Source organism: Streptomyces canus (assembly GCF_030815415.1).
Classification (GTDB): domain Bacteria; phylum Actinomycetota; class Actinomycetes; order Streptomycetales; family Streptomycetaceae; genus Streptomyces; species Streptomyces canus_F.
Map to the genome: position 1 here is coordinate 9,815,611 of NZ_JAUSWW010000001.1, position 13,574 is coordinate 9,829,184.

The 13,574-nt window shown below is 68.6% G+C and carries 10 protein-coding genes and 1 pseudogene; 9 read left to right on the plus strand and 2 right to left on the minus strand.

The features are described 5' to 3' along the window. Nucleotides 1–787 precede the first annotated feature (787 nt). Nucleotides 788–1,459, plus strand: coding sequence for a YdcF family protein (locus QF037_RS45775; protein WP_307035886.1), 672 nt, complete (start codon nt 788–790; stop codon nt 1,457–1,459). 118 nt (nt 1,460–1,577) lie between these two features. Here QF037_RS45775 and QF037_RS45780 read toward each other — a convergent pair whose 3' ends face one another. Further along, nucleotides 1,578–2,699 (minus strand): IS630 family transposase, encoded by a 1,122-nt coding sequence (locus QF037_RS45780; RefSeq protein ID WP_307035888.1) that lies wholly within the window; start codon nt 2,697–2,699, stop codon nt 1,578–1,580. A 121-nt stretch (nt 2,700–2,820) separates the two neighbouring features. Then, a complete protein-coding gene (locus QF037_RS45785) occupies nt 2,821–3,333 on the minus strand; it encodes a hypothetical protein (protein ID WP_307035891.1) in 513 nt (170 codons plus the stop codon). A gap of 210 nt (nt 3,334–3,543) precedes the next feature. Between QF037_RS45785 and QF037_RS45790 the strand changes: the two genes are divergently transcribed. The 8 genes and pseudogenes from QF037_RS45790 (at nt 3,544) to QF037_RS45825 (ending at nt 13,560) form a co-directional block, all read left to right on the plus strand. Beyond that, on the plus strand, nt 3,544–3,957 hold the full coding sequence (locus QF037_RS45790; protein ID WP_307035893.1) for a DUF7144 family membrane protein: 414 nt from the start codon (nt 3,544–3,546) through the stop codon (nt 3,955–3,957). Between the two features lie 19 nt (nt 3,958–3,976). Then, complete coding sequence (locus tag QF037_RS45795; RefSeq protein ID WP_307035895.1) at nt 3,977–5,497, plus strand: gluconokinase, GntK/IdnK-type; 1,521 nt, start codon at nt 3,977–3,979, stop codon at nt 5,495–5,497. A 32-nt stretch (nt 5,498–5,529) separates the two neighbouring features. Continuing rightward, a complete protein-coding gene (locus QF037_RS45800) occupies nt 5,530–6,447 on the plus strand; it encodes a cyclase family protein (RefSeq protein WP_307037730.1) in 918 nt (305 codons plus the stop codon). 145 nt (nt 6,448–6,592) lie between these two features. Further along, nucleotides 6,593–8,186, plus strand: a pseudogene (locus tag QF037_RS45805) (GMC oxidoreductase). Between the two features lie 205 nt (nt 8,187–8,391). Continuing rightward, nucleotides 8,392–9,186, plus strand: a complete 795-nt coding sequence (locus QF037_RS45810; protein WP_307037733.1) for an SDR family oxidoreductase — start codon at nt 8,392–8,394, stop codon at nt 9,184–9,186. A gap of 36 nt (nt 9,187–9,222) precedes the next feature. Further along, on the plus strand, nt 9,223–10,689 hold the full coding sequence (locus tag QF037_RS45815) for a cytochrome ubiquinol oxidase subunit I (protein ID WP_307035897.1): 1,467 nt from the start codon (nt 9,223–9,225) through the stop codon (nt 10,687–10,689). Beyond that, a complete protein-coding gene (locus QF037_RS45820; protein ID WP_307035900.1) occupies nt 10,686–11,738 on the plus strand; it encodes a cytochrome d ubiquinol oxidase subunit II in 1,053 nt (350 codons plus the stop codon). Before QF037_RS45815 ends, QF037_RS45820 begins: the two co-directional genes overlap by 4 nt. 52 nt (nt 11,739–11,790) lie before the next feature. Continuing rightward, a complete protein-coding gene (locus tag QF037_RS45825; RefSeq protein WP_307035901.1) occupies nt 11,791–13,560 on the plus strand; it encodes a cation:proton antiporter in 1,770 nt (589 codons plus the stop codon). The last annotated feature ends 14 nt before the right edge of the window (nt 13,561–13,574 follow it).

Here is a 13,574-nt window from a genome sequence, read left to right on the forward strand (position 1 = left end):
GGCCGGCATGCAGGCATCGCTGGATGCCGCGCGCTCCGTGTGCCGTCGCCTCTGCCCCCGCCCCCAGGGGTACTACGAACGCCGCACTCAGGTGGGCAAGACGGACGTGAGATCATCCGATGCCTCAAGCAATAACTGTCTCTACGTAATCGCCGCTGCCTCGGGCCTGGCGGTCCAGGAACTCAATCAGCCGTGATTCCGAACGTGCAAGCCTCTCCCGTTGTTCGCGGGGAAGCGAAGCGAGGGCGTCGAACAGGACCCGATTTCGTGGGACGTGCACCATGTTGCCGCAGTAGATCCGGCAACGGGAACACCAGGCGAGTCCGATGCACCGCTCGAACACGGAGGACTCGGGCGGATGAAATCGGTACTGGTACGAGCGGACGGGCGTTCCGCAGCCGGCACAGATCCGACGGTCCCCGTCGGAGACCGTGTCCCAGGTCCCGACCTTGCGCCAGTGCTGCCGCCGAGCCGGTGCTCTTCAAGTCGTCATGTCCGGCATTCTCTCCCACAGCGAGTCGCCCGGCACAGCCGTCCCCGGCGAAGCTGGGCCGGAGCAGGCCGGAGCAGGCCGGAAGCCGGGGCCACGTCAAGCCGGAAGAACCGCCGCACCAGCCCCGCCGGTGGGGCCAGTTCGGCCCGGAAAGGCGGGGCCCAGTTCAGACGGTTAACGCCAGTCAGCCTGGTGTACTGCTCGGCGAGTAACTTCGCGTCCACGCTGCGTCACCAGCTGCGCAGCATCGAGGGCATCCGAAACGATCGGCAAGGATGAGCCAGGGGAGTGCCAGTGCCGGAGCACCAGCAGCGCCAGATCACCGACGAGCAGTTCCACGACGCGACGCTGATCTGGGACTACCACCAGATGGGACACGAGCTGCGGCCAAGTTCGGCGGCGATCGGCCTGGGCAGCCACGACCTGGGTGTGGCGAGTGCGGCCACCGATCTCTACCGCACCGGCCTGTTCCCGGTCGTGGTGTTCAGCGGCGGCAACAGCCCCACCACCCGGGCCCGCTTCCCGCGCGGAGAGGCCGTGCACTACCGGGAGCACGCGCTCGGCCTGGGGATGCCGGACGAGGCGATCCTCGTGGAGCCGAGGGCCGCGAACACCGGCCAGAACATCACGTTCTCGAGGGAGCTGCTGGCCGAGGCCGGCGTCGAAGTCGACTCTCTGCTGCTGATCTCCAAGCCGTACATGGAGCGCCGCTCGTACGCGACCTGCCGCAAGCTGTGGCCCGAGGTTGAGGTCGTGTGCGCCTCCGAGCCGCTGGAGTTGGACGACTACATCAAGTCCATCGGCGACGAGAAGCTCGTTCTCGACATGCTCGTCGGCGACCTGCAGCGGGTGATCGAGTACCCGAAACTCGGCTTCGCCGTCGAGCAGGACGTACCGGGAGATGTGCATGACGCCTTCGAGCGCCTTCTACGGGCAGGCTTCGACGGCCGCCTCATCGGCGCCTGACCCGCGGCTCACCGGCAGGAACAGGTCCACGAGCTTGACACCCGCCGGCGTCTCGGGACGAAGTCTCGTCGAGACCGGTGCCGGCTAGTGCTGTGACCGTGTTGGTTCGCCGGGTTGTTCAGGCTGCGGTGGTGAGGGGGCGTCCGCCCCAGCGGATGCCTTTCTCGCTGCGGATGCGGGCGCGTTCCTTGCGTTCGGCGGCCAGGACGTCGCGATGGCGGGCGTTGGCGTTGCGCCAGCGCAGGTAGGCGTGCAGGGCCCGGGTCTGCACGGTGTGGTTGGGGTGGTTCGAGTTGGCGATGGTGAACTGCCGAAGCGGCCCGAAGTGGGCCTCGATCGGGTTCGCCCAGGAGGCGTAGGTCGGGGTGAAGCACAGCTCGACCTTGTGCTTCTTCGCCCAGCGGCGGATGTCGGTGCCCTTGTGGGCGGACAGGTTGTCCAGGATCACGTAGATCGGGGCGCCGTCGGGCCGGGCGGCGCGGATCGACTTCAGCGCGGCCAGCGTGTTCACGGCGCCCTTCTTGCGGTGGTTGACGCCCCACAGGCGGTCGTCGCCGACCGAGTAGCAGCCGTGGAAGTACCGGACGCCATGGGTACGGTGGTAGGTCGCCGGCAGCCGGTCGGGATGTCCTTGTCCGGCCCAGCCCGAGCCCGCGGTGGGCCGGATCCCGAGCGGGCCGAACTCGTCCAAGGCGAAGACCCGGTCCGGGAAGCGGTCCAGGACTTCCTCGATGCGGTCGAGCTTGGCGTCGCGCTCGGGGTCCGGGGACTCCTTCCACGTCTTGGTGCGCTGGAAGGTGATGCCGCGGCGGGCGAGCAGGCACCGTAATGCCTCGCGGCCGATGCGGATCACCCGGCCGTGCACTTTCCGCAGGTAGGCGACCAGCTTGCGCAGTGACCAGCGGGTGAACGGTTGGCCGAGCTTGACCGGGCGGGTGGTGGCCGTCGCGATGACGAAGTCCTCGTCGTCATCGCTGAGTTGGCGGGGACGGCCTCCCGCCCATTGAGGGTCCAGGCAGGCCAGGCCGATCTCGTTGAAGCGATGGATCACGTCCCGGACGGTGTCCTCGTCGGCCTGCACCAGCTGGGCGATCACCGGCACCCGGTTCCCGCCGGCCGAGGCCAGCAGCATCATCGCCCGCCGGTAGCGCACCGTGCTGGTGCTGCCCCGGCGCACGATCTGCTGCAGCTTCTGCCCTTCCTGGTCGGTCAGTCTGCGCACACGGACAGGCTCAGCCACCGCACCTCCAGCGATCGGATCGGACGTCACCGCACATCCAGCCGCCACGACCACCAACCCGGCCAACCGATGCGGTCACAGCACTAGCTCTCGCCACGACAGTCCGCCACCTCACCAGAACTCACGAGGAACTGGTCGGCGTTCCGTCAGATCGCAGCGCGGACCGCACCTCATCGAGGTTCGGGGGCCCGGGGTCAAGAACGGGCTGACCGACCTCGGACGGCCAACCGGGACGGAAACGTACCTCGGAGTCTGCGAAGTCGTTCCGCTGATACCGCGAGTCCAACGGCCGCAGTCGGATCTGTTGACGGCCGTCTGCCCACCAGATCTCGAAATCCGCAACCGTGCCTTCCGTCGGCCAGTCATCGCTCTGTTCCGGAAGCCACACGACGTCGACGAAGCCTCCGACGCTCAGGCCGATGTTCACGAAGATCCCGACCGCGCCGGGCCGGGGAATCTTCACAACGGTGCCTTCGAAGACCTGCCCGAAGCACAACCCTCGGCGAATCCGAGCCCACTCGGCATCTGTCCGGAAGAGGTCGGTGACCACATTGAAGAGGAGGAAGAACCACATCGGCCACAGGAAGAGCCACATCATCGTGAGGAAGACGTTCAGCAGCGGATAGTCGTCCATGGGTCCACTCCGTTCGTGCGCCCCCTCCCAGTCATACCGGCGCCTCCTGCCTGCCTGCCTGCCGCATCCGCTCCGACCCCGCACGAGCAGCTGACTGCGCAGGGCTCGTGCCGCCAATGTGCGCCGGAGGACGTGGAGGTTCAGATTGGATGTATCGGACTCGTCGCACGGAAACGTCGACGGGCAGCCCGCGACAGGAGGGAACCTGTCATGACAACCCATGTGAGAGAAGCCGGCCCGGCCAGGACAACGCACGGCAGTGGCTGGCTCGTGTTCGCCGCCGTGATGATGATCTTCAGTGGCATCATGACGCTGCTCGCGGGTATCTCGGCCATCGCCGAGGACGACGTGTTCTTCAGCACCCGCAACTACGTCTACGAGCTCGATCTCACCGGGTGGGGCTGGATCCACCTCATACTGGGCCTCGTGATCGCCTGCGCTGGCTTCGCCCTGCTCAAGGGCGCCACGTGGGCCAGGGTCGTCGGCGTGGTGCTGGCGGGTCTCAGCATGATCGCGAACTTCATGTGGCTCCCTTACAACCCGTGGTGGGCGCTGCTCTTCATCGCCATCGACGCTTTCGTCATCTGGGCGCTGTGCGTAGCCCCTGGGCCGATACGGGACTGAGTCCCGGACTTCGACGCCCGTGGCGGGCGAGACAGCGGCCGGGCCGTCGCCGGACGTGCTGCTCATCGTCGGCGTCGCCGGGTCGGGCAAGACGACGGTGGCGCGGCTCGTGGCGCAGCGGCTGGGCCGGCCGTATCGGGACGCGGACGAGTTTCACTCCGAGGCCAACCGCGCCAAAATGGCCGCCGGCCATGCACTCACGGACAGCGACCGAGAACCTTGGCTTGATGCCATCGGTGCGTGGATGGACCGTGAGATCGCCGTCGGCCGGTCGGCCGTGGTGACCTGTTCCGCGCTCAAGCGTGTCTACCGGGACCGCCTCCTGACGGGGCGCCCCGGAGTGCGCCTGGTGTACCTGCACGGGTCGCACGATCTGATCCGCTCACGGCTGGCCGCCCGGCACGGCCACTTCTTCCCGGCCGGTCTGCTGGACAGCCAGTTCGCCGAACTACAGGAGCCGGTGCCCGATGAACACCCGTTGGTGGTCGAGATCGACCAGTCCCCGGAGGCCGTTGCCACGTCGGTGCTTTCGCTGATGCGCCGAGAAGACGCTGCGGACGACCCACCGCCAGGACCGCTCATCGAGCGCCCCGCACGAGGCGCGGAGCCGCTCGTCTCCGCCGGCCCGACGGGCGACCAGTGGCAGTTGCGCCGTGGTGGGCAGCGGGCTTCCATCGTCCAACTGGGCGGCGCGTTGCGCGAGTACGTCGTGAACGACCGGCCCCTGCTCGACAGGTTCACCAGAGACTCGGCCATCACCGGAGGGCGAGGACAGCTCCTTGTCCCCTGGCCGAACCGTGTGGCCGACGGACGCTACCGCTTCGACGGCCAGGACCTGCAACTCCCGTTGACGGAACCGGAGGAGCACAACGCCATCCACGGTCTGCTGCGGTGGACCTTGTGGAAGCTGCTCGCCCACAGCGAGGACTCGCTCAGGATCGGCACCACACTGTGCCCACAGCCGGGTTATCCCTTCCTCCTCGAGGTCCGTGCGGAGTACCGGCTCGGGCCCGAAGGCCTGGAAGCCTCCGTCTTTGCCACCAACTCCGGTACGGTCCGCGCTCCTTACGGAGTGGGACAGCATCCGTATCTGACGGTCGGCACCGACCTTGTCGACACCGCTCTGCTGACCGTTCCGGCCGGGTACCGGCTGCTCACCGACGACCAGGGCCTGCCTGTCGGCCAGGAGCCTGTGGAGGCAACCGTGTACGACTTCCGCGCTGCCCGCCCCATCGGCGACCTGCGGCTGGACACCGCCTTCACCGGCCTCGACCGCGACGCGCGCGGCCGGACGGTGGTCAGGTTGGCCCACCCTTCCGGACTGCGAGGCGTCGACCTGTGGCTCGGCGACGGGACCCGCTACGTCCAGGTGTACACGGGTGACACGCTGGCCGAGCCCGAACGCAGACGCCGGGGGGTGGCCGTGGAGCCCATGTCCTGTCCGGCGGACGCGCTCCGCAGCGGCACCGATCTCACGGTTCTCGAGCCGGGTGACACCCATGTCCTGCGATGGGGGCTCGCCCCTTGGGGTTCCCCGTGACGTCGGCCGGTCCTGGTCCGGCCGCCGGGCGCATGGACGAGCGCGAGTTCCGGGTGCTTCACAAGCGGTTGCGGGACGCGGCGTGGACGGAGGGCGAGACGAACCCGCGCGGTGCACTCGACCATTTGACACCGGAGCGTGTCGTGGCGGCCGCTACCGAGGTGCGGTACGGGCGCACGGTGTCGCTGGCCGCACCGATCGAGATCCGGCCGGGTCCGGACAACCCCGACCCGGCCTGCCATTGGATGACCGGACCGGTGTCTGCCGGTGGGCGACCGGAAGGGCTGCAATTCGCCACCGATCGCTTCGCCATGAACGTGCACGGGGATGCGGACAGCCATCTCGACGCGCTGTGTCACGTGCTGTTCGAGGGCCGGCTGCACGCCGGTGTGTCCGCGGACAGCGTGACGGGGGAGGGGGCTCACGCGCTGACCCTGGACCTGGTCGCCAACGGCATCGTCGGGCGCGGTGTGCTCCTGGACATCCCGCGGCTGCGCGGCGTGGCCTGGCTGGAACCGGGTGAAGCGGTGACCGCGGACGACCTGACCGCCGCCGAGACCGCTCAGGGAGTCCGGGTGGGCCCCGGTGACGTCCTGTTCGTCCGGGTGGGCCATCGCCGCCGCCGCAGCCGGCACGGGGCGTGGAACGCGGCGCAGGAGCGCGCCGGGCTGCATCCCCTCGCTCTGGAGTTCCTGGCCGACCGCGACGTGGCGGTCCTGGGCGGGGACGGCAACAACGACGCCGCTCCCAGCCCGGTCGAGGGCATCGATTTCCCCGTACATGTCCTGGCCATGCAGGCGATGGGCGTGCACCTGCTGGATTACCTGCAGTTCGAGGAGCTGGCCCCGGTGTGCGCCGAGACCGGGCGCTGGAGTTTCCTGTGCGTGATCGCCCCGATCCGGTTGCCCGCTGCCACCGGCTCCCCGGTCAACCCGATCGCCGTGTTGTGACCGAGGTGCTGTGGTTCGCGTCCAGGGCGCCGCCCCGTGCGGTCGCCGATCACCGGCGGCGGAGATACGTTCGCACGTGGGGGACCAACTCGGCCTCGGCCAGGGGGGACAGGCCCTGACGCAGGTCAGGGCCGTGATCGCAAGGATGGTGGTTGTCGTGGGCGACACCCCTCACTACGATGTCATCATCATCGGCACCGGCGCGGGTGGCGGCACGCTGGCCCACCGGCTGGCCCCTTCCGGCAAGCGCGTGCTTCTCATCGAGCGGGGCGGCCACCTGCCGCGTGAGCGGGACAACTGGGACTCGACAGCCGTGTTCGTCAGGGGCAAGTACCGGGCACCGGAGTTCTGGATCGACCGGCACGGGACCGAGTTCCCGCCCGAGGTCAACTACTACGTCGGCGGCAACACGAAGTTCTACGGCGCCGCGCTTTTCCGGCTTCGCCCCGAGGATTTCGGGGAAATCCGGCATCACGGGGGTCTCTCGCCTGCCTGGCCGATCACGTACGAGGAGCTGGAGCCGTACTACACGCAGGCCGAGCACCTGTACCTGGTGCACGGCCGGCACGGCGAGGATCCGAGTGAGGGCGTGGCCAGCGCGCAGTATGCCCATCCGCCCGTGGAGCACGAGCCGCGTATCCAGCAACTGAGCGACGACCTGGAGAAGCGTGGTCTGCACCCCTTCCACCTGCCGATCGGCGTGAACCTCAGCCAGGACGGAACCGGACGTGCCACCCACTCCAGCGTCTGTATCCGATGCGATCGCGTGGACGGCTTTCCCTGCCTGGTGCGTGCCAAGTCCGATGCCGAAGTGATCTGTGTGGAACCCGCTCTGCTCCATCCCCACGTCGAGATGACCACCAACACACAAGTGGTCCGGCTGGAGACGGATGCGACGGGGCGCAGCGTCAACGCCGTCGTCGGCCGGCTCGCCGACGGCTCGGAGGTGGCGGTTCACGGCGGACGTGGTGGTCGTCGCCTGCGGCGCGGTCAACTCCGCCGCGCTGCTTCTCGCGTCGGCGAACGAGCAACATCCACGCGGACTGGCGAACAGCTCCGACGTGGTGGGCCGCTTCTACATGCGGCACAACAACCTTGCTCTGATGGCCATTTCGAAAGAGCCCAACGACACCCAGTTCCAGAAGACCCTGGCTCTGCATGACTGGTACTTCGGCGCGGACGACTGGGACTACCCTCTGGGCGGTATCCAGATGCTGGGCAAGTCGGACGCCGAGCAGATCCACGGCCAGGCTCCGCGATGGGCGGGAGCGGTCGCCCCGGACATGCCCTTCGAGGTGCTGGCGCACCACGCCGTCGACTTCTGGCTGTGCGGTGAGGACCTGCCTCTGGCCGACAACAGGGTCACTGTCGAATCCGACGGCCGTATCCGGCTGGCTCTCGACGAGACGAACAACATCGAGGGCATGAAGCGACTGAGGCACAAGCTCCAGGGCATGCTCGGCCACTTGGGCATGCATGAACACCGGCTGCTGTCCCGCAGCATCTACCTGCACAAGGGCATGCCGATCGGCGCGACGGCGCATCAGGCGGGCACCGTCCGCTTCGGAACCGACCCGGCTACCTCCGCGCTGGACGTCAACTGCAAGGCCCACGATCTGGACAATCTCTACGTCGTCGACACGAGCTTCTTCCCGAGCATCGGCGCGGTCAACCCGTCCCTGACGGCCATCGCCAACGCGCTGCGGGTCGGCGACCATCTCCTGGCACGGCTCGGCTGACCGGTCGGGGCCGCTCCTCCTATGGGACGAAGATGCTCGACCCAACGGCCCAACGACCGCTTGCGTGGTCATGCCGTCCGCCGCGACCGGTGATTGCGTGACCTGCGTGCCGGGCCGGCCGCAGACGGCGGATCCTGGCCGTGCTGCGAGGAGGCAGAGCATCGTGGATTCGACCGAAGCACCACAGGGCGTCATTCAGGCGCACCTGCTGAGGGGTCAGAAGGCACTGGTCACGGGAGCGAACTCGGGCATCGGCATGGCGACCGCGCTGGGGCTCGGCCGGGCCGGCGCGGACGTGGTCGTGAACTACGTGGCGGATCGTGACGCCGCCGAGAAGGTCGTCGAGGAGATCACCTCCTTCGGCGTGCGCGCGGCCGCCTACGAGGCGGACGTGTCCAAGGAGGACCAGGTCGTCGCCATGGTGGATCGGATGGTCCAGGAGTTCGGGACGATCGACATCATGGTCGCCAACGCCGGTCTGCAGCGCGACGCCCGGCTCACCGACATGACGCTGGCGCAGTGGCAGAAGGTGATCGATGTCAACCTCACGGGGCAGTTCCTGTGCGCCAGGGAGGCGGCCAAGGAGTTCCGGCGCCGCGGTGTCGTCCCCGAGGTGTCCCGCGCGGCCGGGAAGATCATCTGCATGAGCTCGGTGCACCAGCTCATCCCGTGGTCCGGCCACGTCAACTACGCGTCATCCAAGGGGGGCGTGCAGATGATGATGCAGACCCTGGCCCAGGAGCTCGCCCCGGAGAAGATCAGGGTGAACGCGGTCGCCCCCGGTGCGATCAAGACGCCGATCAACCGCAGCGCCTGGGAGACGCCCGAGGCCCGGGAAGACCTGCTGCGGCTGATTCCCTACGACCGGATCGGCGACCCCGTCGACATCGCCCACGCCGTTGTCGCCCTCTCGTCCGACCTCATGGACTACGTCGTGGGGACGACCTTGTACGTGGACGGCGGCATGACCCTCTTCCCCGGGTTCGCCACCGGTGGCTGACCTTTTTCTGGTACGCCGCGAACAGTAAGGGCGTCGATGCACACTTACGTCTCGCTGGTGGCGGATGCCCCAGCGCAACTGCTGCCGGCCCGGGAGCTCATGGCCTTCACTCTGGCCTCCCACATCATCCTGGTGCCCCTGGGTGTGGCGCTCCCTTTGATCACCCTGGTCATGCACTACCGAGGGCTGCGCCGCAACGATGCCATCGCGCTGCTCCTGGCCCGGCGCTGGTCGGCCGTCATGGCGGTGCAGTTCGCGGTCGGTGTCGTCACCGGCACGGTGCTTTCCTTCGAGTTCGGTCTGCTCTGGCCGGGACTGATGGGTCGGTGGGGTGACGTCTTCGGGATCGGGTTCGGTGTCGAGGCCTGGGCGTTCTTCCTCGAGGCGGTACTCATCGCGATCTACCTCTACGGGTGGCGCCGGCTGAAACCGCGTACCCATTTCCTGCTCGGGCTGCCGCTCCCGGCCACCGCCCTGTTGGGCGCGTTCGGCATTTTGGCCGCCAACTCCTGGATGAACACACCGCAGGGGTTCTCCCTGGACGCCGCGGGCAGACCGGTCGACGTCGACGTGTGGAGGGCGATCTTCACGCCCATGTTCGGGCCGCAGTACTGGCACTTCGTCGTAGCCATGCTGATGACCGCGGGGTACATGGTGGCCGGCGTCTATGCCGTGGGCTGGCTGCGGGGCCGCCGGGACCGGTATCACCGGCTCGGGTTCGCCATTCCCTTCACGATCGCATCCATCGCCGCACCTGTGCAGATGGTCCTGGGCGACTCCATCGCGCGGTCGGTCTTCCACAAACAGCCGGTGAAGTTCGCGGCCATGGAGATCGTCTGGGAGACCGACACTCGTGTACCGGAATACCTCTACGGTCGCCTGCACCCGGACGGTTCGATCTCCGGCGGTATCAAGATTCCCTTGCTCGACTCCGTGCTGGCCGGGTTCCGCCCGGACACCAAGGTGGTCGGGCTGACCTCCGTCCCGGCGAGCGAACGGCCGACCGCCACCCAGGCGACCATCGCCCACTGGGCCTTCGACACGATGGTCTTCATCGGCACCGCGTTGCTGCTGCTCGCGCTGTGCTACGGATGGATCTGGCTGCGCCACCGCCGGCTTCCCGAATCCAAGTGGTTCTATCGCGGCGCGGCATGCGCCGGAGTCGCGTCCGTCGTGGCGGTGGAGTGCGGATGGGTCGCCACCGAGGTCGGCCGCCAGCCCTGGATCGTCTACCAGAACATGCGGGTCGCCGAGGCGGTCACGTCGACCCGCTCCACCACTCTGTGGATCATGTTCGGCCTGGTGATCGTGGTGTACGTGTTCGTCTTCGGCTCGCTGCTGACGGTTCTGCTCAAGATGCGGGCGCGCTGGCGGCTCGCCGACGAGCAACAGGCGGCGCACGCACCGGAGGCCGATACCCCCTACGGGCCGAGGGCAACTCCTCAGGCCGGCGACATCCTCACCTCCGGCACCGCAGGCAGGCCCCGGGACGGCCGCCCGTGACCGCCGACGTCATCGCCGTGACGCTGCTCCTCGCCGTCGCCGCGTACGCGTGTGCGGGCGGCACCGACTACGGCGCCGGATTCTGGGATCTCACCGCGGGCGGGGCGGAGCGCGGCAAGCGCCCCCGGCAGCTCATCGACCACGCCATGGCTCCCGTGTGGGAGGTGAACAACGTCTGGCTGATCTTCGTCTTCGTCATCATGTGGACCGGCTTTCCGATCCTCTTCCAGACCGTGTTCTCCGCGATGTGGCTGCCGTTGGCGCTGGCCGCGATCGGCATGGTCCTGCGGGGCGCCGGCTTCGCCTTCCGCAAGCCCGCCCGCCGGCTCGTGGGGCGGCGTCTGTACGGTGCCGTGTTCGCCGTGGCCTCGCTCGTGACGCCGTTCTTCCTCGGCTCGGCTGTCGGCGGGGTCGCGTCGGGCCGGGTCTCGCCCGGCACGGAGGCCTCCGCCGACGCCTGGGTCAACCCCACCTCGCTGATGTTCGGTCTGACCGCTGTCGCGGGCACCGCGTTCCTCGGCGCGGTCTTCCTCACGGGGGACGCCCGGCGCCTCGACGCCGATCTGGTCGGCTACTTCCGGCGGCGCGCGCTGGCCAGTCTCGGGGTCGTGTCCGCGCTGGCCGTGCTGGCGTTGTCCGTCACCCGGGACGACAGTGCGCACGTCTGGCACGGACTGACCCATGGCGTGGGTCTGGGCTTCGTCATCGCCGCGGGGGTGGCCGTCCTCGCGACGATCTGGCTGCTTCTGCGGACGCCGGGCGTCTGGGTCCGGGTCGCGGCCGTCGCGGTCGTCGCGGGTGCGGTGCTCGCCTGGGGCATGGCCCAGCGGCCCTACCTCCTTCCGACGTCGTTGACCGTGTCCGACGGGGCGGGCGCCCCCGCCACGCTCACGTGGCTGTTGGTGGTCACGGTGATCGCCGTGGTCGTGGTCCTCCCGGCCGTCGCTCTCCTGTACTGGCTGGACACCCACGGCGAACTGGAGGAACTCACGGACGCCGAACTGCGACGAAGCGGTACGGGCGAGGACGGCCCCTCCGGGACCGCCTGACGGCCCACCGCCGTATCCCCATCGCGCCCGCACCCCGACCGAGGGAGCTGTTGTGACGGACGACGAGATCCTTCTCGGGATCGCTCTGACGTTCGCGCTCGCCGCCGGATCTCAGATCCTGGCGAGCAAGCTGCGCGTCCCCGCACTGATCATCCTGCTGCCGGCGGGTTTCGCGGCCGGGACGCTGACGGACGTCATCCATCCGGACAAGCTGATCGGCCCGGACTTCTCCGCTCTGGTCTCGATGGCCGTCGCGGTGATCCTCTACGACGCGGGCCTCGGGCTCAATCTGGGCAAACTCACGGGTCGGACGCGATGGATCGTGGGGAGGCTGCTGCTGTTCGGCGTGCTGCTCACGTTCTTCGTCACGGCAGCGGTGGCGCCCGCGATGTTCGACATGCCCCTGCGGGTGGCCGCGATGCTCGGTGTGATCCTCGTGGTCTCCGGCCCGACTGTCGTCGGTCCACTGCTCGACTTCGTCCGTCCGAACGACAAGGTGCGCCGCATCCTGATCTGGGAAGGGACGCTGACGGATCCGATCGGCGGCATCCTGGGCGCGCTGGTGTTCCATGCCGTGGCCACGACGCACCGGGTCGACATCGGCCGGGGCTACCAACTGGGTCAGTTCGCGCTCAGCCTCGTTGTGGGCCTGGTCGGGGGAGCGGTGGCGACGGCCGTGCTGTGGCTGACGCTGCGCACCCTGCGGCTGGGCGAGACCCTGGGAACGCTGGCGCAACTGGCCACGGTGATCACCGTGTCGGCGATGTGCGACATCGTCCGGGACGACACCGGGCTCATCGCCGCGATCGTGGCCGGTCTCGCCGTGACCAACATCCGCGGCTTCGACATTCCGGCCCGACGGCCCTTCTTCGAGACGCTGGCCCAACTGATCATCGGCTTGTTGTTCGTGTCCATCTCCTCCAGCGTCGCTCCCTCCTCCGTGAGGCCCGTGCTGTTGCCGGCACTGGGCCTCATCGCTCTGCTCGTCCTGGTCGTGCGCCCCGTGATTGCCTTCGCGTCGACCACCCGGTCCGGCCTGACCCTTGGGGAACGGGCCTTCATCGGATGGATGGCACCGCGAGGCATCGTGGCTGCGGCGACGGCCTCGGCATTCGCGGCGGGCCTCGTCGAGCAGGGGGAGCCCGGGGCCTCCCGCATCCTTCCCGTCACCTTCCTGGTGATCGTGGGCACCGTCGTGCTGTACGCGCTGACCGCGGCGCCGGTGGCGCGACGGCTCGGCATCGTCGAACCCCGGGGACACCGGATTCTGCTGGTGGGCGGGGAGCCATGGGTGGTGGACCTGGGAAGGACGTTGCAGAGCGCCGGCCTGGACGTACTGATGTGGGCGGGGGCCGACGCCGAACGAGAACGCATCGATGCCGCGGGAATCGAGCTGGCCACCGGTGATCTGCTGGCCACGGCCACCAATCCCGGGGCCAGGCTGGAGGGTGTGACGGCCGTCTTCCTGGCCACCGACGACGACGATTTCAACGCGCTCGCCGCCGTGGTGATGCAGGACAGCGTCGAAGGCCCCGTGTACCGGGTGGGACCGCCGCACGGCGGCCATGGCGTCGTCGCCCCTTACACCGGCGGCGACATCCTGTTCGGCACCGCGCTGGTCCGCCACGTCCTGGCGGCACGCTACGAGCTGGGAGCCCGCTTCGTGATCCGGTCCGGCTCGGCCCCCCTCCCGGAGGGCCACGACACCCTGTTCGTCGTCCGTGCCGACCGGCGGCTGGAGCCGGTCACCGACAAGCAGCAGGTCATCCCGGGGGAGGGCGACCAGGTGGTGCTGCTCGGCTCCGCCCCCTCCGAAGGCTGAGCACCGAGGGCTGA

Coding starts and splice junctions, on each gene's coding strand:
- QF037_RS45800 (WP_307037730.1), top strand. CDS start 5,530: ATGGACGAGCGCGAGTTCCGGGTGCTTCACAAGCGGTTGCGGGACGCG.
- QF037_RS45785 (WP_307035891.1), bottom strand. CDS start 3,333: ATGGACGACTATCCGCTGCTGAACGTCTTCCTCACGATGATGTGGCTC.
- QF037_RS45815 (WP_307035897.1), top strand. CDS start 9,223: ATGCACACTTACGTCTCGCTGGTGGCGGATGCCCCAGCGCAACTGCTG.
- QF037_RS45790 (WP_307035893.1), top strand. CDS start 3,544: ATGACAACCCATGTGAGAGAAGCCGGCCCGGCCAGGACAACGCACGGC.